Genomic DNA, 23,692 nt, shown 5'->3' with positions numbered 1-23,692 from the left:
AGACCAAGAAATATGAAAGTAGTAATAATTGGTGTTGGGTTAATAGGAGGGTCTTTTGCCAAAGACCTTAAAAAACTCCGTCCAGGAAGTCAAATTTATGGAATAGATGCTAATTCAACACATCTAGAAACGGCACTATCCTTGGGGTTGATAGATGAGAAGTCTGACTATAGTGATTTGCCAAACGCAGATATGGTGATTATTGCTATTCCTGTGGATGCTTTGGTAACCGAACTACCAAAAATTTTAGATGGGGTAGGTGAAGAAACCGTCGTTTTCGATGCTGGTTCTACAAAATCTTTGATTTGTAAGGTGGTAGAGAATCATCCGAAGCGAAGAAACTTTTTAGCATGTCACCCCATTGCCGGAACTGAATACTCAGGGCCCGAAGCAGCTATTGAAAATTTATATGATGGAAAAACAAATATCATATGTGAGGTTGAAAAGACTGCTTTTAAACTTCAAGAAACTGCCTTGAAACTTTTTCAAGATATGGGTATGCGCATACGCTATATGAATTCTGACGCACATGATAAGCATATTGCCTATGTATCCCATTTGTCACACATCAGTTCATTTATGTTAGGAAAGACTGTCATTGAAAAAGAAAAAAATGAACGTGATATTTTTGACATGGCAGGATCGGGTTTTGAAAGCACGGTACGTTTGGCAAAGAGTTCGCCGGCGATGTGGACACCCATATTCGAGCAGAACAAGGAAAATGTTGTTGAGACCCTTGATGAGTATATTCAAAATCTAGAGGAATTCAAGCAACTGCTTTTAGAGGATGATTTTGATGGAATCTACAATGAAATGAATAGCACTAATAAAATAAAACAAATCTTAAACGGAATTCCTTTGACTAAAAAGTGAGTTCAAACAAGAATAATCAGTCTAATAACAAAAACAATTAATTAAAAGCAGAAGATTACAATTGGTGAAATACTAAAACCTTTACCCTTCACCCTTTTAAACCTTCATCAAAAAAAGAAGTAATGGAGAATACTAAAGAAATGAGAACATGGTTGGATGATATGGGTTTAGACCATCCACTAGTAATAGCAGGGCCATGTAGTGCAGAAACCGAGGAACAAGTATTGCGTATTGCGCATGAGTTGAAAGATACCGATGTTAACTATTACCGCGCAGGAATATGGAAGCCCAGAACGCGACCTGGTAATTTTGAAGGTGTTGGTGCTTTGGGTTTAAAGTGGCTTCAAAAAGTAAAAGCGGAGACTGGTTTGAAAACAGCTACCGAAGTCGCTAACCGCAATCATGTAGAATTGGCTTTAGAGCATGACATCGATTTATTATGGATTGGGGCAAGATCAACAGTGAGTCCTTTTATTATGCAAGAATTGGCAGATGCTCTTGAAGGTACCGATAAGATTGTATTGGTAAAGAATCCTGTAAATCCAGATTTGGCCTTGTGGTTGGGCGGTATAGAACGTTTGCATACGGCAGGAATTAAAAAGTTGGGGGCTATTCATAGAGGCTTTTCTACTTACGAGAAAACTAAATATCGTAATATTCCGGAATGGCAATTAGCGATTGAATTTCAGAATAGATTTCCTGACCTACCGCTAATTAACGACCCTTCCCATATTACCGGGAAGCGCGACATGATTTTTGATGTTTCGCAAACTGCTCTGGATTTAAACTTTGACGGATTGATGATAGAGACACATCACGACCCTGACAATGCATGGAGTGACGCAGCACAACAAGTGACCCCAGCTAAATTGGTTCAGATTATGAAAGATTTGAGAATTAGAAAAGAAACCGATGAAGAGGCGGAATACAATACAAAACTGAGCAATTTAAGAGCCCAGATAGACGTGGTTGATAATCAACTCATAGAAACTTTAGGAAAGCGAATGAAAATTGCCGATAGCATAGGAAAGCTTAAGAAGGAGAAAAACGTAGCCGTTTTACAATCAAATCGATGGAACCAAATTTTAGGTGCTATGATTTTAGAAGGTGAAAGCAAAGGACTGAGTGAAGAGTTCGTACTTCGAATGTTCAAGGCGATTCACCAAGAATCGATTAACCATCAAGAAAAGATAGTTAAGGCCTAGCCAAAACTTGAATTTATGTAAAAAGCCCCGGTAATACCGAGGCTTTTTTTAGTTCTTAATACTTTGTTTATTGTATCGAAAAATCAAAAACAGATTGATTCTGTCTTCCTTGCGGCACTTGTCCTTGATACAAGAAAGCATACTCTCCTGGCTCAAGAGAGGTTGGTGTTACTTTAAATACATTACCTTCAATTTCTTCAATATCAAAACCTATGGCGAGTTTAGGGTCAACACCTTCATTGCTAGAAAGCCAATTACTTTTTCCAGTAATTACCTCTCTAAGATTTTGCTTTTCCCTAACCTTAAGTTGCACTAAAACAAACTCATTAGGGTTACTTGCAACTCTAAACCACCAATTTAAAAGCCCAGCTTGGTTACCTTGGGTGTTTTGAAGATTATCAACCTCTGTCGTCGCAGGATTAAATTTAAAAGTAAATTCTGGTCTATTGGTTTTAATAACGTTATTGCTCTTAGTTCTTGGCAATCGTGCCTTTTGTTTGGCGTTAATAAAGCCCGAAACTAATTTCTGAGCTACTTGATTACTGTTTTTTCCGGAAAAAACGGCAGGTTGTATCAACTCATTTTCTCCATCTTGGTTTACAAAATAAATACCAGTTTTAGATTTTGTGTTTTGTTTTGACTTTTCCATAACAAGAGAAAGTACCTCTGAAGACGCGCCCGCTTTCTTCAAAGCTCCTAACCCAGCTATTGAAGCATCAAACTTTACATCTGAGGTGTATATTTTGTCTATGATCATCGAATCGTCAAAACCAAGCTCCATCATTTGAATAATGCTTTCATTGGTAATAACCTCTTGTGCACTAATAAAATTAGAAAAGGCACAGAGTAAAAAAGTAAAAAATAGATTTTTAAGTTTCATTGTAAAGCTGATTTTGAATTATTTAGTATTCAATAATACTATAAAAAGGAATAAAAAGAAAGTCGTTTCTTTGTTATTGTATGTATTGTTAATAATAAAGTATTTAATGCGCGGAACTGTGTATAAGTCTACAGGAAGTTGGTACACTGTCAAGTCTATTGATGGTGATTTTTACGAATGTAGAATTAAAGGAAAGTTTCGTATAAAGGGTATTAAAAGTACCAATCCGATAGCTGTAGGTGACGATGTTCTTTTTGAATTGGAAAAAAAGGGAGACGAAACGATAGGTGTTATTCATGAGATTCGTGAACGCAAGAATTACATTATAAGAAAGTCGGTAAATTTATCTAAACAAACACATATCATTGCGGTTAATTTAGATCAGGTTTTTTTGATGGTAACCCTCAACAACCCGACAACTTTCACAAGTTTTATTGATCGCTTTTTGGTCACGGCAGAAGCGTATGAAATACCTGCGATTTTGTTGTTCAATAAAATCGATGCTTACAATGAAGAAGAACTAGCTGAAATTAATTTTCTGATGAAAACCTATGAAGCGATTGGTTACAAATGTATTTCAATTTCTGCCAAAGAAGGTAATGGTATTGAGGAAGTAAAAGCAATGATGATGGATAAAACAAGTATGTTCTCAGGTCATTCCGGTGTTGGTAAGTCCACTTTGGTCAATGCTGTAGAACCGGGTCTTCATCTAAAAACGGCCGAAATTTCAGAACAACATTTACAAGGTCAGCATACTACAACATTTGCCGAAATGTATGACCTTTCTTTTGGAGCACAAATTATAGATACCCCTGGTATAAGAGGATTTGGAATCGTTGATATGGAGAAAGAGGAAATCGGCGATTATTTTCCTGAATTTTTTGAACTTAAATCAGAATGCAAGTTCAATAATTGTATGCATTTGGATGAGCCTAAATGTGCTGTAAAAGATGCTCTAGATGAGAATAAATTGACTTGGAGCAGGTATCGTAGTTATGTGCAAATGGTGAACGGTGAAGATGAGAATTATCGAGTTGATATTTATAAAGAATAAGAATGCGTGCAGTTATACAGCGAGTTTCTAAGGCGAGTGTGACCGTGAACGAAGATTTAGTGTCAGATATCGCTACGGGATTGTTAATCTTAATAGGCATTGAAGACGCCGACTCTGTAGATGATGTAAAATGGCTATCCAATAAAATTGTAAACCTTAGAATATTTAATGACGAAAACGGTGTAATGAACAATTCTCTTTTAGCCGTAAACGGAGATGCCATTGTGGTCAGCCAATTTACCTTACATGCGAGCACTAAAAAAGGAAATCGACCTTCATATTTAAAAGCTTCAAAACCAGCGCTAGCAGTTCTATTATATGAAAGTTTTATAGCACAAATAGAACAAGATTTAAAGAAGAAAGTCGGCAGTGGTGTTTTTGGTGCAGATATGAAAGTGGATTTATTAAATGACGGTCCGGTGACTATTATAATTGATACCAAAAATAGAGAATAATGAACATAGAAAACGCTCAAAAAGCAGTCGATATTTGGATTAAGGAACATGGTGTTCGTTATTTTAACGAGCTTACGAATATGGCGCAACTAACCGAAGAGGTCGGTGAAGTAGCTCGTATCATTGCCCGTAGGTATGGTGAGCAAAGTGAAAAAGAATCTGATAAGAACAAAGATCTAGGCGAAGAACTGGCAGATGTGCTCTTTGTTGTTTTATGCCTTGCCAATCAAACGGGGGTAAATTTACAACAGGCATTTGATAAAAAGTTAGATTTAAAAACAAAACGTGATCACGACCGTCACCACAACAACGAAAAGCTCAAATAAACCTATATTTGAGTTTTTATTTTTACCAATCTAACAAGACAATTTTGAAACTTCATCTTTCCGCTCCTTCGGATAATTTATTAAAGTCTGCAATTGAGATTACGGGGTCTAAAAGTGAAACCAACAGATTACTTCTGCTTCAGGCTCTTTTCTCAAATATTAACATAGACAATCTTTCCAATTCAGATGATGCTCAAGTAATGGCCAAAGGCTTAAAAATAGCTGATGGAGAAGTAGATATTCATCATGCCGGGACCGCAATGCGGTTTCTTACATCCTATTTTGCATCACAAGAGCAGAAAAATGTAGTGCTTACCGGTTCAAAAAGAATGCAAGAGCGCCCCATTAAAGTACTTGTAGATGCCTTAAGAAGTTTAGGCGCAAAAATTGAATACGTTAAGAACGAAGGTTACCCACCATTACGAATTACAGGTACTGCTATTACAAGCTCTAAAGTAAGCTTGCCTGCGAATATAAGTAGCCAATATATATCCTCATTGTTACTCATTGCTCCAAGCTTAAAAAATGGTCTTGAAGTTGAATTGATAGGTAAAATAACCTCTGTCCCCTATATTAATATGACCTTGGCTTTACTTAATGGGGTGGGCATAGAAACCGAATTTACTGAGAATATAATTCGAGTGAAACCTAAGGCCAAAGTTGAAAAAGCCAATTTGGTTGTAGAATCAGACTGGAGTGCAGCTAGTTATTTTTACAGTATTGCAGCATTGTCGAAAGTGGGGAGCGAAATCAAGCTATCCGCCTATAAAAAAAACTCTTTGCAAGGAGATAGTATTCTTAGTGAAATCTATAAAGAGTTTGGCGTAGAAACCGAATTTTTAAAAAATCAGATTGTACTTAAAAAAGTAAACAAAGTTGTAGAAAAGAAAGTGGCATTTGCACTTGAAAATGCACCTGATATCGCACAGACAATCGCCGTAACTTGTCTTGGTTTAAACGTGGACTGTCATCTTACAGGTTTGCATACACTACCGATTAAAGAAACGGATAGATTGGCCGCTATGAAAACCGAGTTGGAAAAATTAGGAGGAAAAGTTGCTTTAACAAATGAAAGTTTAAATTTAACAGCTAGTGAAAATTTAATTCCTAATGTTGCCATTGACACCTATAATGACCATAGAATGGCCATGGCTTTTGCTCCAATTGCTTTGAAAATTAATCTTGGTATTAACGAATCCGAGGTGGTGTCCAAATCTTATCCGGATTTCTGGAAGGATATGAAAGCTATTGGAATGGAAGTGCGAGAAATCTAATTTTTGAATTAATTGGGTAATTGCTTGACAACCCCTGCCTTCAGATTGTATATTTGCCATCTTTGAAAAATCCAAATAGAACTTCATGAAATTATCAAACTTTAATTTTGACCTTCCAAAAGAATTATTGGCCGAATATCCTGCAGAAAACAGAGATGAATCTAAATTGATGGTCATTCACCGTGAAACCGGTAAGATTGAACATAAAATGTTCAAGGATATGATTGATTATTTTGATGAGGGTGATGTAATGGTGTTGAATAACACAAAAGTTTTTCCTGCAAGACTTTACGGGAATAAAGAAAAAACAGGAGCACGTATTGAGGTGTTTTTGCTACGCGAATTAAACGAAGAACAGCGCCTTTGGGATGTGCTTGTGGATCCAGCGCGTAAAATAAGAATTGGTAATAAATTGTATTTCGGAGATGATGAAAGCCTAGTGGCTGAAGTTATCGATAATACAACTTCAAGAGGGCGTACCCTCCGTTTTTTATATGATGGTTCTTACTTGGATTTTAGAAGAAAATTAAGACAGTTAGGTGAGACACCTCTACCAAAATATATCAAAAGAGACGTTACCCCAGAAGATGAGGAGCGGTACCAAACTATTTACGCTAAGCATGAAGGTGCAGTTGCTGCACCTACCGCCGGCTTACATTTCTCAAAACATCTTTTAAAAAGATTGGAAATAAAGGGACTTGACTTTGCCGAAGTTACGCTTCACGTAGGTTTGGGAACTTTTAATCCAGTTGAGGTCGAAGATTTGTCAAAGCACAAAATGGATAGTGAGGAATTGGTGATTGACGAAAAAGCCACGGAGATTGTTAATAATGCCAAGAAAAGAAAAAAGCGCGTTTGCGCGGTTGGCACTACGGTAATGCGCGGACTGGAAAGTGCCGTGTCTTCTGACCATACATTGAATACATTTGAGGGGTGGACAAACAAATTTATATTCCCCCCATACGATTTTAGTATTGCAAATGCTATGATTACCAATTTCCATTTGCCGAAATCAACTTTGTTAATGATGGTTTCAGCTTTTGTGGGTCATGATTTAATGAAAAAAGCATACAAACAGGCTATTTTAGAAGGGTATCGTTTTTACTCTTATGGAGATGCAATGTTAATCATCTAAATAATACTAACATTCCCACGAGAGTGAGAATTTAGAAAAATCCCGATGTAGTCGGGATTTTTCATTTCCTACCTTTGTTAAAGTGAAACAAGATAAAAAAGACATACGCGCACTTACGAAAGATCAGTTGAGAGATTTTTTTGTTTCCCAAGGGGATAAGGCTTTTCGTGGTAATCAGGTCTATGAATGGTTGTGGCAAAAAGCTGCTCATTCTTTTGATGTGATGACCAATGTTTCTAAAGAAACGAGAGATATGTTAGCGGCAAATTTTGTTATCAATCATATTAAGGTTGATCAAATGCAACGAAGCTCTGATGGTACCATAAAAAATGCGGTACGCCTTCACGATAGTTTAATTGTAGAGTCCGTTTTAATACCAACAGCTACCAGAACTACGGCATGTGTTTCTAGTCAAGTAGGTTGTAGTTTAGATTGTAAATTTTGCGCCACATCTAGATTAAAACGAATGCGCAATCTAAATCCTGATGAAATTTATGATCAAGTGGTAGTCATTGACAATGAAAGCAGATTGTATTTTGATAGGCCGTTGAGCAATATTGTTTTTATGGGCATGGGAGAACCCTTAATGAATTACAATAATGTTCTTAAATCCATAGAAAAAATTACTTCAAAAGAAGGTCTGGGTATGTCTCCTAAGCGAATTACGGTTTCAACGTCAGGGGTGCCCAAAATGATTAGAAAAATGGCCGATGATGGGGTGAAATTCAACCTTGCGGTTTCCTTACATTCAGCTATAGATGAGGTGAGAACTTCGATAATGCCCTTTAATGAAACCTTTCCTCTTAAAGATTTACGGGAAGCCCTTGAATATTGGTATGCTAAGACCAAAAATAGAATTACTTATGAATATGTAGTTTGGAACGGAATTAATGACACTCAAGCAGATGTAAATGCATTGGTCAAGTTTTGTCGTTTTGCCCCTTCTAAAGTGAACATTATAGAATATAACCCTATTGACGATGGCGAATTTCAACAGGCATCAAGTAGTGCTATTGAAATGTATCAAAAAACTTTAGAGGCTAATGGAATTACTGTTACGATACGACGTTCTCGTGGTAAAGATATTGATGCGGCATGTGGTCAATTGGCCAATAAATCTTGAGTTTTTGATCGATTACCTAAATTCTTGACGCTAGTTTTTGTTATTCGTCTTAAAACTACAATCCAACTGCATACAGCTCTACCTTTTTCGCTACTTTTGATGTACAAACCAAAGCAGTCCAGTCCGACTCCATAATTGAAAATTGTAGCGCAAATACGTGAGCCCATTGAAAACGAAATGGAACTTTTTGAAGAAAAGTTTCGTGGCTCAATGTCCTCTAAAGTTGCGCTTTTTAATAGAATTACCTACTACATCGTAAATAGAAAAGGGAAGCAGATGCGCCCCATGTTCGTTTTTTTAACGGCCAAGCTTTTGAACAAGGGCCAAGTCTCGGAGCGAACTTATACCGGAGCTTCAATTATTGAATTGATTCATACAGCTAGTTTGGTTCATGACGATGTCGTAGATGACAGCAACAAGCGTCGCGGCTTTTTCTCTATTAATGCACTTTGGAAAAATAAAATTGCCGTTTTGGTGGGCGATTATCTTTTTTCAAAAGGATTACTGGTGGCTTTAGAAAAGGGTGATTATGACTTATTGCAGATTATCTCCAATTCGGTAAAAGAAATGAGCGAAGGCGAGCTGTTGCAAATTGAAAAAGCCAGACGCCTTGATATTACCGAAGAAGTTTATTATGATATCATTAAGCAAAAAACTGCTACACTTATCGCTGCTTGTTGCAGTATGGGGGCAGCTTCGGTAAAACCAGATTCAGAAGAGGTTGCTGTTTTTAGAAAATTCGGGCAATTGTGCGGTATGGCATTTCAGATAAAAGATGATTTGTTCGATTATGGCAGCGAACGTATTGGCAAGCCTACTGGTATAGATATAAAGGAGCAAAAAATGACACTTCCTTTGATATACGCTTTGAACAATAGTTCTAAAGATAAAAAGCGTTGGTTGATCAACTCCATAAAAAATCATAACAAAGACAAGAAACGTGTCAAAGAGGTCATTGCTTACGTGAAGGAAAAAGGTGGGCTGGATTATGCCGTGGTAAAAATGCTTCAATTTAAGGATGAAGCCTTGTCTTTGTTGAATAACTACGAAGACTCCGAATATAAGAGAGCACTTATTTTAATGGTGAATTACGTGGTGGATAGAAAAAAATAACTACCCAGGGCAACCTTTTTAAATCTTCCTGCGTCTATATTTATAGAAGCGTCCATTTAGCACAAACAATACAAACCGAGAACTTTTGAAAATTATTTCATTTTATAGTAATGAAAAGCAATTGCTTAAAAAGGCAATCTCTGGCAATAGAGATGCACAACGCACTATTTATGAAAAATTTGCCCCTAAAATGTTAAGTGTTTGTAGGCAGTACATTAAGGATGTGCATTTTGCAGAAGATGTCATGGTAAACGGTTTTGTAAAGGTCTTTAAAAATTTGAGCGCTTTTGAACATAGAGGAAGTTTTGAAGGTTGGATCCGTAAAATAATGGTTCGTGAAAGCATATCGTACTTGAGAAAACAACAGTTTGTGGTCTTTGATGATGAAATAGTGGATAAAAATGAGCGATTTGAGAGTAGTTCAGCTTCTATAATCGATGTTGAAGGGGTACAGCAACTCATAGATGCTTTGCCTGAAGGGTATAAAATGGTTTTTGTGCTCTATGCTGTTGAAGGGTATAAACATCATGAAATTGCCAAGATGTTAGAAATTTCAGAAGGAACTTCAAAGTCGCAATTATTCAAAGCAAGAAAATTGCTTCAAGAAAATTTAAGATTAAAAGGAATAACAAAAACAGTGTCGTACTGAGGTGTTACCCTGAGCTCGTCGAAGTGTAGTCCAAGTGCTGTCAGAGTATTATTGTAAAGTATAAGATGTCACACTGAGCCTGTCGAAGTGTAGTCGAATTAGTAGAAAGAATATGGAAAAGTTAGAAAAACATATAAAAGAAAAGTTGGAGGAACGTAAGATTTCGCCAAGCACCACAGCCTGGGAGCGTGTGGAATCTTCTCTGGGCGCTGACGTTCAAAAAAGTAGCAGAAATGGCTATTGGTATGCTATTGCCGCATGTTTAATAGGTCTTCTGGTAATCTCGGTGGTATTCTTTAATACACAGAATAATGAATCCGCTACTCAAATAGTAAATGTTGAAAGCGAAAAGGATAGTAATTCTGAAAGTAATGAACAAACTGATATTGTAGTGACCAGTAACGAGAAGAATAACATTCAAATTGTTGAAGAAGGTAACCGACCGAATCCGGTGACTAGTCCTATCAAAGAAGACGCCATTCAAAGTAACAAGGGTTTAGCGGTTGTGGAACCTTTATCTGACAGAGAGAAAGTAGTTAAAGATAGTTTTGTAAGTACAAAAGCCGAAGATTTGATTATCAATAAAAAAGTTGAGGAAGTACTTGCTACGGTAATTAATCTCGAAAGTATGGCCAACCAGGTTACAGATGCAGAGATTGACTCCCTTTTAAGAAGCGCTCAACAAGATGTTTTAAAAGAACGCTTGTTTCAACAAGATGGTAAAGTAGATGCCATGGCCTTACTCAATGAAGTTGAGATTGAGTTAGACCAATCTTTTAGAAATAAAATCTTTGAAAAATTAAAACAAGGTTTTTTTAAGGCACGCACCGCAGTAGCTGACCGAAACCAATAAATTATTCATCAATCAAAAGCTCCCAATTAAATTCCTCCCCTTTCTGGGGAGGTTATGAGGGGGCATAAAATCAAAATCATCATGAAAAACGTTACAACCATTTTAGTAAGCTTGCTGTTATTTTTTCTAACCCAGAATGTGGTAGCTCAAAGCAGTGATTATCAAAAGAAAATAGAAACCCTAAAAAAGCAAAAAGAAAAAATCACCCAACAAGAAAAGAAAGCACTGAAATTAGAGGTGGAAGAAATCAATAAGCGGGTTGAACGTGGTTCTATTTCAAGTTCAGAAGCAGAAACCTTAAAAGCTGAGGCAGCTAAAAAAAGGGCATTGAATATTGATAATAGATTGGCCATTATTGATAATAGAATCGCATTGTTAGAAAGAAATGACGGGGATGTTTTGAGCGATACAAGTGGAGATTCAAATGTAGAAGATCAGATAAGAATAGGCATCGACGTTAATGGAAAACCATTTGAAGAAATCTTTTTTAGTACTAAAAACTGGAAACGAGAGCTTAAATATGATCGACGAACCTATTCTGACTTTGTAATGGCGATTGGTCTTAATAATGCCTTAATTGATGGCCAGTCTTTAGACGATTCACCATATAAAATTGGAGGTAGTCGGTTTTTTGAATTGGGTGTGCAATGGCGCACAAGAGTTTTTAAGAATTCTAATTTTATGAGATTGAACTATGGTTTTTCATTCCAATTTAATGGTCTAAAACCAAATGATAACCAATTTTTTGTAGAAAATGGAGGCCAAACGGAACTACAAGAATTTGATTTACAATTGAGGAAGTCTAAACTACGGATGGATAACTTGGTCTTTCCAGTACATTTTGAATTTGGACCATCAAAGTTTAAGGAAACTGAGAAAACAATACGGTATTCTATATATAAACAATTCAGGTTTGGTATTGGGGCTTACGGGGGATTCAATATTGGTACGCGTCAAAAATTAAAGTATGATTTTAACGGGGAGCGGGTCAAAGATAAATTTAAGAGAGATTACAATACAAGCGATTTAATATATGGGTTAAGTGCTTATACAGGCGTCGGTGGAACTTTGCTTTATATAAAATATGATTTAAACCCGATATTTAAAGATGCAGCTATAAAGCAACGGAACATTTCTTTAGGGCTTCGATTTGATTTATAACTAATTTGAGATTTCTTTTAGCATCTCTTCGTTAAATTCCTCTTTATAAAAAACACGTTTACAATGGGAGCATTCCGCATAGCGGGATGTTCCTATTTTAAATAAGGGTATCCAGAACAAATGAAAATAGTTGGGGCGGATAATCGCATTAACTGTTCCGATTTGCGAGCAATACGAACAGGCTAGGTTTTGTAGGTGTCGTATGGTTAGTTTACCGGGTTTTGTACCGAAGAAAAGAATCATTTTTCACTACATTTGAGTTTGTAATTTACAGAATTAAAACTTCTCAACTAGGGAGGGGATTAAGGGAAGCCTCATGATTTCAAAAACTACCATAGACCAAGTATATGAAACTGCTCGTTTAGAGGAGGTCATCGGTGATTTTGTGCAGCTCAAAAAATCAGGTTCTAACTTCAAAGGGCTGAGTCCATTTTCAGATGAGCGCACACCTAGTTTTATGGTTTCGCCGGTAAAACAGATTTGGAAAGACTTTAGTAGCGGAAAAGGTGGCAACGTGGTGGCGTTTTTAATGGAACATGAGCACTTCACCTACCCCGAGGCAATTAAATACTTGGCTAAAAAGTACAATATTGAAATCGAGGAGACGGAGCAGACCGATGAACAGAAAGAACAGGCCAACGAGCGCGAAAGTATGTTCTTGGTTTCTGAATATGCCAATACATATTTTATAAAAACCTTATGGGAAACCGAGCCTGGTAAGGCAATTGCCCTTTCGTATTTTAAGGAGCGCGGATTTACGGATGAAACTATAAAGAAGTTTGGTCTTGGGTTTAACCCTAATGAATGGGAAGCTTTTACAAAAAGTGCTCTAGACAATGGTTATCAATTAGAGTACTTGGCCAAAACCGGACTTACCATTGTAAAAGAACATGCTGAAGGCGAAACTAAAAAATTTGATAGATTTAAAGGTAGGGTAATGTTTCCCATCCATTCGATGAGCGGGCGTGTTCTGGGTTTTGGAGGTCGAATACTTACCAATGATAAAAAGGCCGCTAAATATTTAAACTCCCCAGAAAGTAATATTTATCATAAAAGCAAGGTGCTCTATGGTATTTACTATGCCAAGAAAGCCATCGCAAAAGAAGATAGGTGTTATTTGGTCGAGGGGTATACCGATGTTATTCAAATGCATCAAAGGGGAATCGAAAACGTTGTCTCATCTAGTGGTACAGCTTTGACCCCTGAGCAGATTCGCCTTATAAATAGGCTGACCAAGAATATTACGGTTCTTTTTGATGGCGATGCGGCAGGGTTGAGAGCATCGCTACGCGGTATCGATTTGATTCTCGAGCAAGGGATGAATGTAAAGGTTTGTTCTTTTCCAGAAGGTGAAGATCCTGATAGTTTTGCCAAAAACAATGCTTATGAAGATGTAGTTCTTTATTTAGAAGAAAATGCTAAAGACTTTATTCAATTTAAAACATCGCTACTGGCCGAAGAGGCCGCTAACGACCCTATAAAAAGAGCGGATACTGTACGTGACATCGTAAATAGCATTTCTAAAATCCCGGATCAGATTCAAAAAGAAATCTACATTCAAGAGTGTGCCAAGATTATGCAAATTTCTGAAGAAGTCTTGTACAATACACTAGCGCAGATTGACAAAAAAGGAGCTGCAGATGCGAATAAAAAAATCAAGCAAGAGCAGAAAGCCTTTGAAGTGGTCAAGAATGATCAGGTGGTTGAAAAAGTAGATGTGCAATATGAATTGGAACGAAAAATAATAGGTATTTTAATACTTTATGGGTTTGAGAGTGATGAGTTCGAAGATCTAGTTTTAAGAGAAAATGATGAAGGTGATTTAGTAATGACAAGTGAATTATCAACCTTAAAAGTATTTGAGAAGATATTTTTAAATCTTCAGGAAGATGAAGTGGAATTTACTAATGAAACATTTAGAAAAGTCTATTTTCAATTGATATCAGAAATGAATGAAAAAGATTCGTTTCAAATAAAGGATTTTGTAAATAATTTAAGTCAAGACTATACGAATGAAGTTACTTCTATATTAATGGAAGAGGAAAAGTATGATATACATGATTGGGAGCGTAAAGATATCTATCCTAAGATGAAACGAAATAGTTTGGTGCAGTTAGTTGATGAAACAGTTTTGACATTGAGGTCTTTTCTAGTTAAAAAAGTAGTTTCCTCTCTTCAAAATAAAACATTGCAGAATGAGGATAATTCCGAAATATTAAAGGAAATTAATGATTATAATAATTTACATGTTTTGTTGAATAAAAGATTGGGTCGGGTTTTATCTTTTTAAAACAAGAAAAACCCCAGATTGCTGGGGTTTTTCTGTATATAAATCATTACTTTTTTAGTATAATTCCAACGCTTTTGCTTGCTGAAGTAAATCAACCAAGTTGTCCACGTTTAACTTACGCATTAACCTTGCCTTGTAAGTACTAACTGTTTTTTCGTTAAGGTTTAAACCTTCGGCAACTTCTTTGTTTCGTTTTCCACTTGCAAGAAGTTTTAATACTTCTATCTCTCTGGTAGATAACTTTCTAAAGAATCTTCTTGGCTTTTGTGAGCCTTCGTCAAAAGCTAAGCGCTGTGCTAATTCGTTTGTAATAAACATATTTCCTTCAGCAACTTTTTTGATGGCCGACACAATATACTCTATGTCGGCAGCTTTCGAAAGATAACCGAACGCCCCGGCACGAATGCTGCTTAAAGCGTAAACATCTTCAGATTGTCCACTGAACATCAGTACTTTGGCTTCAGGAAATTCTTGTTTCATTTTTCTTAGAGTGGCAATACCATTGATATCCGGAATATCCATTTCTAGCATTACAACATCGGGAGAAACTTTTTCTAAAGTTTCAAAAAGTTCAGAAGTCGAAGACACATCGGCAACCACATCAAAACCAGAAGCAGCTTCAAGAACTTGCTTTACTCCTAATCTTACTACAGGGTGACTGTCTGCAATTAAAACTTTAATCATTATAGTAGGTTTTATTTTTTTGTTAAAACTTTTTAGTAATCAATTCCTTACAACAAAGGCAGGGCAATATAGCTAAAATAGTCGAACAAAGATTCATTTTTTTTATTAAAACCATAAAATTTTATGGTTTTTATTCGTTTTACTACGCTGATTTATAGTTGAGTGGTTGTTTTTAACGTTTCCGGAATCTCACAAACAGGTATAGGAATCATCTTATGTTGGTTGGCAGTATTTAATTTTTTATAGATTGTGAAGACTACTTTTTCCCTGTCGGAAAAATCATCGGCCGTTTTTCCTTGGTCATCCATCGCCATCGCCCATTCCAATTCTGGGTAACTTGCGCCTATTTGATCTTCATCGGTTCTACTATCGCCCCAAAGGCCATCTGTGGGTGCTGCTTCTATAATTTCTTGGTTAACTCCTAACAACTTTGCTATTTCGTAAACTTCAGACTTCAGTAAATCTGCAATGGGGCTTAAATCTACTCCGCCATCACCATATTTGGTATAGAACCCAACGCCAAAATCCTCCACTTTATTGCCTGTACCTGCTACTAGGTAACCCTTTAGTGCCGCAAAATAGTAAAGTGAGGTCATTCGTAGTCGTGCACGTGTATTTGCTAATGACATAAATCGGTCTTCTTCTTTTTCAACTTTTGGAAATGCGTCGACTAGACTATCAAATACAGGAGTGAGTTCGACCTTTTGCCTATTTACGCTATTAAAATTTTTTATTAACCATGCAATATGCCGGTCAGCTCTGGTCACTTGGTTTTTACCCTGATGGATAGGCATCTCTAAACATAAAAGGTCAAGCCCTGTTTTGGCGCAAAGGGTTGAGGTTACTGCAGAGTCGATACCCCCTGAAACCCCAATTACAAATCCTTTACATTTTGCGTTTACTGCATATTCTTTTAGCCAATTAACAATATGTTCTATTACCTTTTCAGTTTGCATAGTTCTCTTTTAAAGTCAAAAATTTACCTTTGTGCCTTGTAAAATTAAACCCTGAAAGGTAAAAAATGAAGTTGTTTCAAAAATACTTTCTAATTCTTATCACTATTGGGCTATTTTTTTCGTGTAAAGAGGAAGATAAAAACGAAAAGGCGATTAATGCCATAGCTATGGATGTTGAGCTTATTCGCTTCGATAGGTTGTTCGCAGATGCCACGTCTGAAGATATCCCAGAGCTTAAAGCCAGCTACCCTTATTTGTTTCCTAAGCAATACTCAGACAGTGTTTGGATTGCCAAATTAACCGATACTTTACAAATAGAGCTGGAAGAAGAGGTGAATAAAGTATTTAGAAGTTTTGAAGACGAGTCAGAAGATATCGAGTCGCTTTTTAAACACTTTAAATACTATTTTCCAAGGTTTTATCCTCCTAAGGTGATTACTGTAATTTCTGATGTAAATTATAATGATCGGGTGATTTTGGCAGATTCTTTGTTGCTTTTGGGGCTAGATAACTATTTGGGGGAAGAACATTATTTCTATTCCGGTTTACCGAATTATGTCGCAAAAGGATTGGATAAAGACTATTTAACATCAAATATTGCAAGTGCTTTAGCCAAGCGTGTAAACAAATATCCTAGAAACCGTTCTTTTCTATCTAGAATGGTATACTATGGTAAAGAGTTGTATTTAATTGATAGGCTCATACCAAATACGGAGGACTATCAAAAAATCGGATATACCAAAGAGGAGCTAGATTGGGCAAGAATTAATGAGGAGCAGATCTGGCGGCATTTTATTGAAGAAGAGTTGTTATATAGTACCGATGCTAAACTGGATCGAAGGTTTTTAGATCCAGCACCCTTTTCTAAATTTGGACTGGAATTGGATAGCGAATCACCGGGCAGATTAGGACGTTATATGGGATGGCAGATTGTTCGGGCTTTTATGGACAAAAACCCGAATATTAGCCCAACACAATTACTTAGCCTACCAGCGGATGATATTTTTAAAAAATCAAATTACAAACCAAAAAGATAATGGCAGTAGCACATACTTCAGAAATAAGATTAAAAGTCGGGCTTGACGAAAACAGGGTTCCAGAACAACTCACATGGTCGGCGGAAGATGGCGGTATAGATAATGAAAGTGCAAAAGCGATGATGCTTTCGGTTTGGGATAGCAAAAATCAAGAGTCTTTAAAGATTGATTTGTGGACAAAAGATATGCCCGTAGATGAAATGAAAACTTTCTTTCATCAAACTTTGGTGACCATGGCAGACACTTTTATGAAAGCAACCCAAGACGAAAAGATGACTGCTACTATGAAGGATTTCTGTGATTATTTCGCTGAAAAACTTGAACTTAAGAGTTGAGCTACTTAGAATAACGATAATGCCCAATAATCTTATAATCAAAAAGGCAGTCTTGTAACACTTGGCCAGCTCCGATATTGTGGACGATCAAGTATCGCTTTCTATCACTTGATTTCTGGTTGCTTACTAGCCCAATATGGGTTATTGCTCCACCTAAATTCCAACATACAATATCGCCAGGTTGGTAATCTTCTCCTTTATTTGAGATAGGTTTTGTTTTTCCAAAGCGTTCAAAGAAAACCATCAAGTTAGGTACCCGTCTATGGTCTATGTTTTTATCGGTACGTTTTAGGCCCCAGATTTTAGGATATGCCTTAAAATTTGCGCGCATATCTTCATGAACTTCTTTTTGAAGGTCGATATTTAATTTTCGATATGCCCTAATGATGACATCTGCACAAACACCTTTTGCGGCAGGAATATCACCATTCGGATATGAAATAGAAAAATAACTCGGGTCATAGATTACTTTGTCTTTGGTAAGTATGTATGCAGAATCGGCCAGTTTTTCATAGAAAAGCTCTTGGCCAAACATAAAGCAGCAGTGTATAAAAAATAATAAAGCGAGTATCTTCTGTTTTTTCATTTTTATGATATGGCTTCGTCAAATCTATTGAACTGTCTTTTATGCTCACCTTTTAGTTCTAGGTCATTTTCAATCTTAGTTTTTGTGGGCCGAAGGATAAAAAGATAAATTAATAAGACCCCGCCGATAGTCAAATACAAAAGATTACCTGTCTGACCAAACCATATAATATTAAGAAATGCAGGCCCTTCAATTAAAGCATATTGAATGAGTGAAGCTGATTGTAGTCCGGCTAATTTGTCACGTAGATGTTCTTTTTGTTTTAGCGGTTTTAAAAAAGTGCGGTAGACAACTTTACTTGTAAAAATTGCTACCAGGGCAATAAGCGGGAATATATAAATGAAAATATCTTCTTGAGAGCCATTAGCATTTACTTCTGTATTTAGGTAAAAAAAGATTCCAGCTAGAAGTGGACCGGCCAACATGCCAAAATGAATGATTGAATGGGTTTTGATTATTTTTCTTGGAGAAGTCGCTGTCATTTGCCTGTTAGTTTTCTAATTTGGATTTACTTGATGGAAATTAAAGCTTTAGATGCTAAATTGAGAATAAACCAATGTATTTTTATTCCATGAAAAAGAAAACCCAACAAAAAATCGTTTTTGTGTATAACGCCAATTCGGGTGCAAGAAATGCGTTCATGGATAGTATGCAAAAGGTTTTTAGTCCATCAACTTATGATTGTAAGTTATGTGACATTACCTACGGTGTTGTTTCTGAAAATCGAACATGGAAAAAGTTTAGACAGAATTACCAACATAAAATGGTGTTTCTCCATAAAGATGAATTTGCAAAGATGTATGCCAGTAAATTTGGCTATAAATTCGAGTTTCCGATAGTGCTCATTGAAGGTGGTAATGGTCTGGAGGTATTAATTTCAAAAGAAGAAATGGGTGGTTTAAAAACCTCACATGGCTTAATTCGTTTATTAAAAGAACGAACATAGCTCCCCATTCTGATTAGAAAAAGAGGAGCTAATCTTAATAGAGTCTCTTATTCTACTTTTTCTGCTACCCAAACTGATAGAAACCCCCTGTTTAATGCGTGAGTCGTGCCATATAGCTTGCCATTTTCAAAGTAGAATGCTGTATTGTACTGCCCAGAATTATCACCAGAGGTTAATGCGCCATAGATAATGCCCAGTTGCGTATTAATTTTGCCATTTTTAAGTGCAACACCTTTTCGATAAAAAGTACCCTTCATCTCTTTATTGTCGACACTTGTAATACGCATAATGGCAAAATTAGTGTCACTTTTATCTTGCGGACTCATATCTAATTTCCATTCTCCTAAGAGAACATTAGTGTTTACGTCCATGGCTTTTTGCGAAAAAGCTGAATTCATTAAAGAGAAAAAAATGATTGCTACTACTGTTGTTTTCATGATATATATTTTTTGTTTGATCAAACCTAGGTTATTGTACAGGAGATAGCGCTCCAATTTTAAAATTGAAACCATTTTAAAAACAGGTAGGGGTGTCAAATAAAAAATTGAACCTTAAAAAGAAGTTTTTAATTCACTAGGTGAAATGCCCAAATGTTTTTTCACCGCTCTATTAAAGGAGGACTTGGAATTGAAGCCAGCTTCAAAGGCCAAGCTTAGAAGTGTGAATTTGGAATTTTCAGGTCGTTGCAATAAAAGTTGTAATTCTTCTACCCTCAACTGATTGATATAATCTGCGAACTTTTTTTGCTTTACGGTGTTCAGACATTTGGTTAATAAGTAGGGTTTAATATTCATTTTTGACGCCAAAACACTTAAAGTGAGTTCTGGGTCTTTGAACCATTTGTTTTTTTTCATGGTAAGCTCTAACTCTTTTTCGATATGTGTTAACTGCGCTAGTTCTTCGTTGGAGATTCTAGCTTTTAAATTTTTAAAGTCTTTTCTTTTATAACCTTCAAGGCCCAACCAATAGGTGAGACCTGCAATTCCTATGAAAAATGGATAATAATAAAATTGGGTAAAATAAAAATATGAAGTAAACCGAGCATTATTTATAAAGATGAAGTCTACCAAAAGAATGCCCAATACCAGCGAAAAATAAACTTTGAATGCCATTAAAACCCTTTTAAGCCAGTCCATATTGCCGCTGGATATAGCTGCTTTTAGGTCTGTTGATTTCATTAGTCCTTGCGCTTTGATGGTATAAATGATAATTAAAATACTAGCGACAAAATAAATAGTTGAAAGGTTCATCCAAACTACATAGCCCCAGTAGCCCAGCCAAGAAAGGCTCTCTCTGGAGCCCTCCCAATATAGGTTTTGTAAACGTACGAAGATGCTAAAGCCAATTTGAACTACGAAAGGAATAAAATGTAATAGGTCTTTCTTTTGAAACTTGAAGTTCGGGGCAATATGCGATTTTAAATAAAAATATAATAAGGGACCATGTATCCAGCTAAAATCTAGCATGAAATAATACCAGGTATCATAACGCCCTAAACCAAACAATCGCAGTATTTGAACCAACAGACGATAAGAGAGAAAAAATAAAATTGTCGCAAGCAATCTATTTGCTTGCGCGTTCTCTTTGGTGCTTTTAAGTAAGATGCCTCCATAAATGACCCCTTGTACACAACCGATTGATAGTAAAATTATGATTAGGGTCGTTGTAGTATCCATCATTAATTGAAAATAAGCATTTCAAAAAATAAATCTAAAACTAATCAATTTAAAAACAGAGAAATGGATAATGTCTGTTGCAATAAAAAAGATTTAGCTATTTTTTTTACCAAAAAAACTCTCGTTAATATCGTTGATATATGACAATAGAACTTCTTTTCCCATGCGATTTGACGATGAGGTCACAAAGTGAGGCGGGGCCTCTTCCCATGCGGTTTCTAGAAGCAAGTTTAGATAGGTATTTACGTGTCTTTCTATTGCCCCTGGTTTTAGTTTGTCAGCCTTGGTAAATATGATGGCAAATGGAACCCCGTTAGCGCCCAACCATTCCATAAACTCTAAATCAATGGGTTGGGGTTCATGGCGAATGTCTACCAGTACAAAAGAGCATACAAGTTGTTTTCGCTTTTCAAAATAGGCTGTGATATATTTCTGAAATACTTTTTTATCCTTTTTACTGACCCGTGCGTAACCATAACCGGGCAAATCGACCAAAAACCAATTTTGGTTGATCTTAAAATGATTGATCAATTGTGTTTTTCCTGGTCTGCCCGATGTTTTAGCAAGACTCTTGCGGTCAACCAACATATTAATAAGTGATGATTTACCTACGTTAGAACGTCCGATAAAAGCATATTCAGGCAGCGGCTCCTTAGGGCATTTGGCCACATCTGAATTACTCATTACAAATTCAGCTGAGGTGATTTTCATTTTGGCTAGAAATTACGTTGGGTCAACCAAGATTCTAAAATCGTATTGAATTCATTTGGGTGTTCCATCATTGGCGCATGACCACATTTTTCTATCCAAAAAAGATCTGAATCAGGTAGAAGCTCATGAAACTCTTTGGCAACGTTTGGTGGCGTAACGCTATCATTTTCTCCCCAAATAATACAGGTGGGGGTTTTCATTTTAGGCAAATCTTTAGACATATTATGTCTTATGGCACTTTTGGCAATCGCCAAGGTTTTGACCAATTTCATACGGTCGTTTACCGTTGTAAAAACTTCATCAACAATTTCTTTTGTCGCAACTTCAGGGTCGTAAAAAACATCTTGCGCTTTTTTCTTTATAAACTCATAATCTCCCCTTTTTGGGTAACCGTCGCCCATTGCGCTTTCATAGAGTCCAGAACTTCCTGTAATCACCAAGGCCTTGACCATTTCAGGAAACATTTTGGTGTGAAGTAAACCAATATGGCCCCCCAAAGAGTTTCCAAGAAGAATGACATCTTTTAAGCCCTTGAATTCTATAAAACCTTCTAAGAACTTCGCAAAATTCTTGACTGTGGTTTTCAACATTGGCATGTCATAGATGGGTAGCTCTGGCACCAAAACTTTATATCCTTTTTTAGGAAAATAATCGGTGACACCATGAAAATTACTGAGCCCACCCATTAGTCCGTGAAGTATAATTATAGGAGTGCCTTCACCAATTTCTATGTATCTGTATTTGCCTTCAGAAATAATTTGGTCTTCCATCTAAGTTAGTTGGTCAAGAACGGCAAATATAGGCATTTCATATCATTCAAAATCTTTCGTTCCGCAGTTCTTAAAAGTTGTGAAATCTATCTAAGATGACCATTTTTTATTTTGAAAAGGTGGAATTTATTTATTTCAGAGTGGAAAATTTATTAACAAAGTGGATTTTTGTGGAAATATCTGCAAATAAAATCTATATATTTGAGTTATTAATTATAATTAACACACTTTTAGTTGACTTCAATCGTCGGACAATACGAATGCAAAGCTGATGCGAAAGGGAGAATTAACCTTCCTACCTCGTTAAAAAATAAGCTCTTCCCTTATATCAAGGATGAGTTTGTTATCAAGCGTGCCGTGTTCAAAACCTGCTTAGAACTACATCCTAGGGTAAAGTTTGACGAGGTGATGCAAAAAGTGATGAAAAAGGGTGGTAGAGGCAAGCAATTTGAATTGTTCTTAATGCGATTTACCGCAGGTTTAAAAGAAGTGCCTGTCGATGAAGATACTGGGCGATTGCAAATTCCGAAAAATCTTTTCGAGTACGCCGGTATTAAAAAAGAAGTGGTTTTAAATGCCTCTCACGATAAGATTGAGATTTGGGACAAGGCACAATATGAGGCAACGCTAGAGTCAATGTCAGATGAAGATTACGAAGCATTGGCCGAAAACATTTTTGATGTCGACGAGTGAATCGTACCATAATCCTGTTCTACTTGTAGAGTCGGTAGATGGGCTGAATATAAAAGAAAATGGAGTGTATGTTGATGTCACCTTCGGGGGTGGCGGTCACTCCAAAGAAATATTAAAAAGACTGGGCGAAAAAGGAAAGCTATATGCTTTTGATCAAGACGAAGATGCACTAGAGAATGCGATTGATGATGACAGATTCGTATTGATTAATGAGAATTTTAGGTTTCTACGACAGTTTTTAAAGTTCTATGGCATTCTAAAAGTTGATGGAATCTTGGCAGATTTTGGGGTGTCTTCGCATCAATTCGATGAGGCTAAACGCGGATTTTCAATTCGGTTTGATGCTGATTTGGATATGCGGATGAGTAAAAACAACAGACGTTCAGCTTATGATGTGGTTAACAACTACCCACAAGAAGAATTGGTAAGAGTGCTGTTCGAATATGGCGAGCTGCGTAACGCAGGGGCTATTTCTAAAACGATAGTCGATTCAAGAAACGAAAATCGAATCAAAACAACAGATCAATTAAAAACTGTTTTGAAACCCTTTTTGCCAAAGATGAAAGAGAACAAAATTTTGGCGCAAATCTATCAAGCTATTCGAATTGAGGTTAACCAAGAAATTGAAATATTAAAGGAGTTTTTGTTGCAAACCCCTGAAATGTTGGATAAAGGAGGACGATTGAGTTTGATGAGTTACCACTCATTAGAAGATAGACTTGTAAAAAGATTTATTAGAGATGGTCGATTTGAAGGTGAAGCGGAAAAGGATTTTTATGGAAACACCAATGTGCCCTTAAAAAAGGTTGGTGGATTAATAGTTCCATCGGCAAAGGAGATTGCAAAGAATAATAGAGCAAGAAGTGCAAAGCTGCGTATAGCAGAACGTAGATAAGAATAGTTGAAA

28 protein-coding genes are annotated in these 23,692 nt (G+C 36.5%); 18 read left to right on the top strand and 10 right to left on the bottom strand.

Annotation, left to right across the window (positions count from 1 at the left end):
• Positions 1-12: 12 nt before the first annotated feature.
• Together ACFSQJ_RS12240 and ACFSQJ_RS12235 are read left to right on the top strand one after the other, a co-directional pair.
• Complete coding sequence (locus ACFSQJ_RS12240; protein ID WP_377767266.1) at positions 13-873, top strand: prephenate dehydrogenase; 861 nt, start codon at positions 13-15, stop codon at positions 871-873.
• Between the two features lie 122 nt (positions 874-995).
• Positions 996-2,078, top strand: coding sequence for a chorismate mutase (locus tag ACFSQJ_RS12235; RefSeq protein WP_377767264.1), 1,083 nt, complete (start codon positions 996-998; stop codon positions 2,076-2,078).
• A gap of 67 nt (positions 2,079-2,145) precedes the next feature.
• Here ACFSQJ_RS12235 and ACFSQJ_RS12230 read toward each other — a convergent pair whose 3' ends face one another.
• Positions 2,146-2,958, bottom strand: a complete 813-nt coding sequence (locus ACFSQJ_RS12230) for a hypothetical protein (RefSeq protein WP_377767263.1) — start codon at positions 2,956-2,958, stop codon at positions 2,146-2,148.
• Positions 2,959-3,064: 106 nt separating this feature from the next.
• Here ACFSQJ_RS12230 and rsgA point away from each other — a divergent pair, with 106 nt between their 5' ends.
• From rsgA to ACFSQJ_RS12180, 10 genes are all read left to right on the top strand, one after another.
• Positions 3,065-4,012 carry a ribosome small subunit-dependent GTPase A gene (gene rsgA, locus ACFSQJ_RS12225; RefSeq protein WP_377767261.1) on the top strand — a complete coding sequence of 316 codons (948 nt, stop codon included), beginning with the start codon at positions 3,065-3,067 and terminating at the stop codon, positions 4,010-4,012.
• A 2-nt stretch (positions 4,013-4,014) separates the two neighbouring features.
• Positions 4,015-4,467: a D-aminoacyl-tRNA deacylase gene (gene dtd, locus ACFSQJ_RS12220; RefSeq protein ID WP_377767260.1), complete on the top strand. Its 453-nt coding sequence runs from the start codon at positions 4,015-4,017 to the stop codon at positions 4,465-4,467.
• Entirely contained in the window at positions 4,467-4,793 is a 327-nt protein-coding gene (locus ACFSQJ_RS12215; RefSeq protein WP_377767258.1) for a nucleotide pyrophosphohydrolase, read from the top strand. Before dtd ends, ACFSQJ_RS12215 begins: the two co-directional genes overlap by 1 nt.
• A 44-nt stretch (positions 4,794-4,837) precedes the next feature.
• Entirely contained in the window at positions 4,838-6,067 is a 1,230-nt protein-coding gene (locus tag ACFSQJ_RS12210; protein ID WP_377767256.1) for a 3-phosphoshikimate 1-carboxyvinyltransferase, read from the top strand.
• Positions 6,068-6,152: 85 nt separating this feature from the next.
• Positions 6,153-7,202, top strand: coding sequence for a tRNA preQ1(34) S-adenosylmethionine ribosyltransferase-isomerase QueA (queA, locus tag ACFSQJ_RS12205; protein WP_377767255.1), 1,050 nt, complete (start codon positions 6,153-6,155; stop codon positions 7,200-7,202).
• A gap of 82 nt (positions 7,203-7,284) precedes the next feature.
• On the top strand, positions 7,285-8,325 hold the full coding sequence (rlmN, locus tag ACFSQJ_RS12200) for a 23S rRNA (adenine(2503)-C(2))-methyltransferase RlmN (protein ID WP_377767254.1): 1,041 nt from the start codon (positions 7,285-7,287) through the stop codon (positions 8,323-8,325).
• Between the two features lie 135 nt (positions 8,326-8,460).
• Positions 8,461-9,438 carry a polyprenyl synthetase family protein gene (locus ACFSQJ_RS12195; protein WP_377767253.1) on the top strand — a complete coding sequence of 326 codons (978 nt, stop codon included), beginning with the start codon at positions 8,461-8,463 and terminating at the stop codon, positions 9,436-9,438.
• Positions 9,439-9,523: 85 nt separating this feature from the next.
• Positions 9,524-10,087, top strand: coding sequence for an RNA polymerase sigma factor (locus ACFSQJ_RS12190; RefSeq protein ID WP_377767252.1), 564 nt, complete (start codon positions 9,524-9,526; stop codon positions 10,085-10,087).
• Between the two features lie 112 nt (positions 10,088-10,199).
• On the top strand, positions 10,200-10,940 hold the full coding sequence (locus ACFSQJ_RS12185; protein ID WP_377767251.1) for a hypothetical protein: 741 nt from the start codon (positions 10,200-10,202) through the stop codon (positions 10,938-10,940).
• Between the two features lie 81 nt (positions 10,941-11,021).
• Positions 11,022-12,101 (top strand): hypothetical protein, encoded by a 1,080-nt coding sequence (locus ACFSQJ_RS12180; RefSeq protein WP_377767249.1) that lies wholly within the window; start codon positions 11,022-11,024, stop codon positions 12,099-12,101.
• On the opposite strand, the gene ACFSQJ_RS12175 is transcribed toward ACFSQJ_RS12180, so the two are convergent.
• Positions 12,102-12,344: a zinc-ribbon domain-containing protein gene (locus ACFSQJ_RS12175; protein WP_377767248.1), complete on the bottom strand. Its 243-nt coding sequence runs from the start codon at positions 12,342-12,344 to the stop codon at positions 12,102-12,104.
• A 73-nt stretch (positions 12,345-12,417) separates the two neighbouring features.
• Here ACFSQJ_RS12175 and dnaG point away from each other — a divergent pair, with 73 nt between their 5' ends.
• A complete protein-coding gene (gene dnaG / locus ACFSQJ_RS12170) occupies positions 12,418-14,391 on the top strand; it encodes a DNA primase (RefSeq protein WP_377767247.1) in 1,974 nt (657 codons plus the stop codon).
• A gap of 54 nt (positions 14,392-14,445) precedes the next feature.
• Here dnaG and ACFSQJ_RS12165 read toward each other — a convergent pair whose 3' ends face one another.
• Together ACFSQJ_RS12165 and nadE are read right to left on the bottom strand one after the other, a co-directional pair.
• On the bottom strand, positions 14,446-15,075 hold the full coding sequence (locus tag ACFSQJ_RS12165; RefSeq protein ID WP_377767246.1) for a response regulator: 630 nt from the start codon (positions 15,073-15,075) through the stop codon (positions 14,446-14,448).
• Positions 15,076-15,227: 152 nt separating this feature from the next.
• Positions 15,228-16,031, bottom strand: a complete 804-nt coding sequence (gene nadE, locus ACFSQJ_RS12160; protein ID WP_377767244.1) for an NAD(+) synthase — start codon at positions 16,029-16,031, stop codon at positions 15,228-15,230.
• A 65-nt stretch (positions 16,032-16,096) separates the two neighbouring features.
• Between nadE and gldB the strand changes: the two genes are divergently transcribed.
• Positions 16,097-17,068 (top strand): gliding motility lipoprotein GldB, encoded by a 972-nt coding sequence (gene gldB / locus ACFSQJ_RS12155; RefSeq protein WP_377767243.1) that lies wholly within the window; start codon positions 16,097-16,099, stop codon positions 17,066-17,068.
• Entirely contained in the window at positions 17,068-17,403 is a 336-nt protein-coding gene (gldC, locus tag ACFSQJ_RS12150) for a gliding motility protein GldC (RefSeq protein WP_377767242.1), read from the top strand. The genes gldB and gldC overlap by 1 nt, the downstream gene beginning before the upstream one ends.
• Position 17,404: 1 nt before the next feature.
• Here the strand turns inward: gldC and ACFSQJ_RS12145 are convergent, their stop codons facing one another.
• On the bottom strand, positions 17,405-17,989 hold the full coding sequence (locus tag ACFSQJ_RS12145) for a DUF1287 domain-containing protein (RefSeq protein ID WP_377767241.1): 585 nt from the start codon (positions 17,987-17,989) through the stop codon (positions 17,405-17,407).
• Between the two features lie 2 nt (positions 17,990-17,991).
• Positions 17,992-18,471, bottom strand: a complete 480-nt coding sequence (locus ACFSQJ_RS12140) for a hypothetical protein (protein WP_377767239.1) — start codon at positions 18,469-18,471, stop codon at positions 17,992-17,994.
• Positions 18,472-18,560: 89 nt separating this feature from the next.
• On the opposite strand from ACFSQJ_RS12140, the gene ACFSQJ_RS12135 reads away from it, so the two are divergent.
• Entirely contained in the window at positions 18,561-18,935 is a 375-nt protein-coding gene (locus ACFSQJ_RS12135; RefSeq protein WP_377767238.1) for a GTPase, read from the top strand.
• 47 nt (positions 18,936-18,982) lie between these two features.
• Here ACFSQJ_RS12135 and ACFSQJ_RS12130 read toward each other — a convergent pair whose 3' ends face one another.
• The 4 genes from ACFSQJ_RS12130 to ACFSQJ_RS12115 all read right to left on the bottom strand — a co-directional run bounded on the left by ACFSQJ_RS12130 (position 18,983) and on the right by ACFSQJ_RS12115 (position 22,092).
• Complete coding sequence (locus tag ACFSQJ_RS12130; protein ID WP_377767237.1) at positions 18,983-19,372, bottom strand: hypothetical protein; 390 nt, start codon at positions 19,370-19,372, stop codon at positions 18,983-18,985.
• 114 nt (positions 19,373-19,486) lie between these two features.
• Positions 19,487-20,614: a helix-turn-helix transcriptional regulator gene (locus ACFSQJ_RS12125; RefSeq protein WP_377767236.1), complete on the bottom strand. Its 1,128-nt coding sequence runs from the start codon at positions 20,612-20,614 to the stop codon at positions 19,487-19,489.
• Between the two features lie 90 nt (positions 20,615-20,704).
• The gene (gene yihA, locus ACFSQJ_RS12120; RefSeq protein ID WP_377767234.1) at positions 20,705-21,322 is read right to left on the bottom strand and encodes a ribosome biogenesis GTP-binding protein YihA/YsxC; all 618 of its coding nucleotides are present in this window, start codon (positions 21,320-21,322) and stop codon (positions 20,705-20,707) included.
• 5 nt (positions 21,323-21,327) lie between these two features.
• Positions 21,328-22,092: an alpha/beta fold hydrolase gene (locus ACFSQJ_RS12115; protein WP_377767233.1), complete on the bottom strand. Its 765-nt coding sequence runs from the start codon at positions 22,090-22,092 to the stop codon at positions 21,328-21,330.
• Positions 22,093-22,326: 234 nt separating this feature from the next.
• Here ACFSQJ_RS12115 and ACFSQJ_RS12110 point away from each other — a divergent pair, with 234 nt between their 5' ends.
• Together ACFSQJ_RS12110 and rsmH are read left to right on the top strand one after the other, a co-directional pair.
• Positions 22,327-22,785 (top strand): division/cell wall cluster transcriptional repressor MraZ, encoded by a 459-nt coding sequence (locus tag ACFSQJ_RS12110; RefSeq protein ID WP_377767232.1) that lies wholly within the window; start codon positions 22,327-22,329, stop codon positions 22,783-22,785.
• Positions 22,772-23,680 carry a 16S rRNA (cytosine(1402)-N(4))-methyltransferase RsmH gene (rsmH, locus tag ACFSQJ_RS12105; protein WP_377767231.1) on the top strand — a complete coding sequence of 303 codons (909 nt, stop codon included), beginning with the start codon at positions 22,772-22,774 and terminating at the stop codon, positions 23,678-23,680. Before ACFSQJ_RS12110 ends, rsmH begins: the two co-directional genes overlap by 14 nt.
• The last annotated feature ends 12 nt before the right edge of the window (positions 23,681-23,692 follow it).

This window comes from Croceitalea marina, from assembly GCF_042684265.1.
Taxonomy (GTDB): Bacteria; Bacteroidota; Bacteroidia; order Flavobacteriales; family Flavobacteriaceae; genus Croceitalea; species Croceitalea marina.
This window is presented reverse-complemented; position numbering and strand designations above follow the sequence as displayed.

What these genes read in the sequence shown, in the direction of transcription:
- ACFSQJ_RS12240 (WP_377767266.1), top strand. Translation starts at nt 13, where the DNA reads ATGAAAGTAGTAATAATTGGTGTTGGGTTAATAGGAGGGTCTTTTGCC.
- ACFSQJ_RS12235 (WP_377767264.1), top strand. Translation starts at nt 996, where the DNA reads ATGGAGAATACTAAAGAAATGAGAACATGGTTGGATGATATGGGTTTA.
- ACFSQJ_RS12230 (WP_377767263.1), bottom strand. Translation starts at nt 2,958, where the DNA reads ATGAAACTTAAAAATCTATTTTTTACTTTTTTACTCTGTGCCTTTTCT.
- rsgA (WP_377767261.1), top strand. Translation starts at nt 3,065, where the DNA reads ATGCGCGGAACTGTGTATAAGTCTACAGGAAGTTGGTACACTGTCAAG.
- dtd (WP_377767260.1), top strand. Translation starts at nt 4,015, where the DNA reads ATGCGTGCAGTTATACAGCGAGTTTCTAAGGCGAGTGTGACCGTGAAC.
- ACFSQJ_RS12215 (WP_377767258.1), top strand. Translation starts at nt 4,467, where the DNA reads ATGAACATAGAAAACGCTCAAAAAGCAGTCGATATTTGGATTAAGGAA.
- queA (WP_377767255.1), top strand. Translation starts at nt 6,153, where the DNA reads ATGAAATTATCAAACTTTAATTTTGACCTTCCAAAAGAATTATTGGCC.
- ACFSQJ_RS12185 (WP_377767251.1), top strand. Translation starts at nt 10,200, where the DNA reads ATGGAAAAGTTAGAAAAACATATAAAAGAAAAGTTGGAGGAACGTAAG.
- ACFSQJ_RS12180 (WP_377767249.1), top strand. Translation starts at nt 11,022, where the DNA reads ATGAAAAACGTTACAACCATTTTAGTAAGCTTGCTGTTATTTTTTCTA.
- ACFSQJ_RS12175 (WP_377767248.1), bottom strand. Translation starts at nt 12,344, where the DNA reads ATGATTCTTTTCTTCGGTACAAAACCCGGTAAACTAACCATACGACAC.
- dnaG (WP_377767247.1), top strand. Translation starts at nt 12,418, where the DNA reads ATGATTTCAAAAACTACCATAGACCAAGTATATGAAACTGCTCGTTTA.
- ACFSQJ_RS12165 (WP_377767246.1), bottom strand. Translation starts at nt 15,075, where the DNA reads ATGATTAAAGTTTTAATTGCAGACAGTCACCCTGTAGTAAGATTAGGA.
- nadE (WP_377767244.1), bottom strand. Translation starts at nt 16,031, where the DNA reads ATGCAAACTGAAAAGGTAATAGAACATATTGTTAATTGGCTAAAAGAA.
- gldB (WP_377767243.1), top strand. Translation starts at nt 16,097, where the DNA reads ATGAAGTTGTTTCAAAAATACTTTCTAATTCTTATCACTATTGGGCTA.
- gldC (WP_377767242.1), top strand. Translation starts at nt 17,068, where the DNA reads ATGGCAGTAGCACATACTTCAGAAATAAGATTAAAAGTCGGGCTTGAC.
- ACFSQJ_RS12145 (WP_377767241.1), bottom strand. Translation starts at nt 17,989, where the DNA reads ATGAAAAAACAGAAGATACTCGCTTTATTATTTTTTATACACTGCTGC.
- ACFSQJ_RS12140 (WP_377767239.1), bottom strand. Translation starts at nt 18,471, where the DNA reads ATGACAGCGACTTCTCCAAGAAAAATAATCAAAACCCATTCAATCATT.
- ACFSQJ_RS12135 (WP_377767238.1), top strand. Translation starts at nt 18,561, where the DNA reads ATGAAAAAGAAAACCCAACAAAAAATCGTTTTTGTGTATAACGCCAAT.
- ACFSQJ_RS12130 (WP_377767237.1), bottom strand. Translation starts at nt 19,372, where the DNA reads ATGAAAACAACAGTAGTAGCAATCATTTTTTTCTCTTTAATGAATTCA.
- ACFSQJ_RS12125 (WP_377767236.1), bottom strand. Translation starts at nt 20,614, where the DNA reads ATGATGGATACTACAACGACCCTAATCATAATTTTACTATCAATCGGT.
- yihA (WP_377767234.1), bottom strand. Translation starts at nt 21,322, where the DNA reads ATGAAAATCACCTCAGCTGAATTTGTAATGAGTAATTCAGATGTGGCC.
- ACFSQJ_RS12115 (WP_377767233.1), bottom strand. Translation starts at nt 22,092, where the DNA reads ATGGAAGACCAAATTATTTCTGAAGGCAAATACAGATACATAGAAATT.
- rsmH (WP_377767231.1), top strand. Translation starts at nt 22,772, where the DNA reads ATGTCGACGAGTGAATCGTACCATAATCCTGTTCTACTTGTAGAGTCG.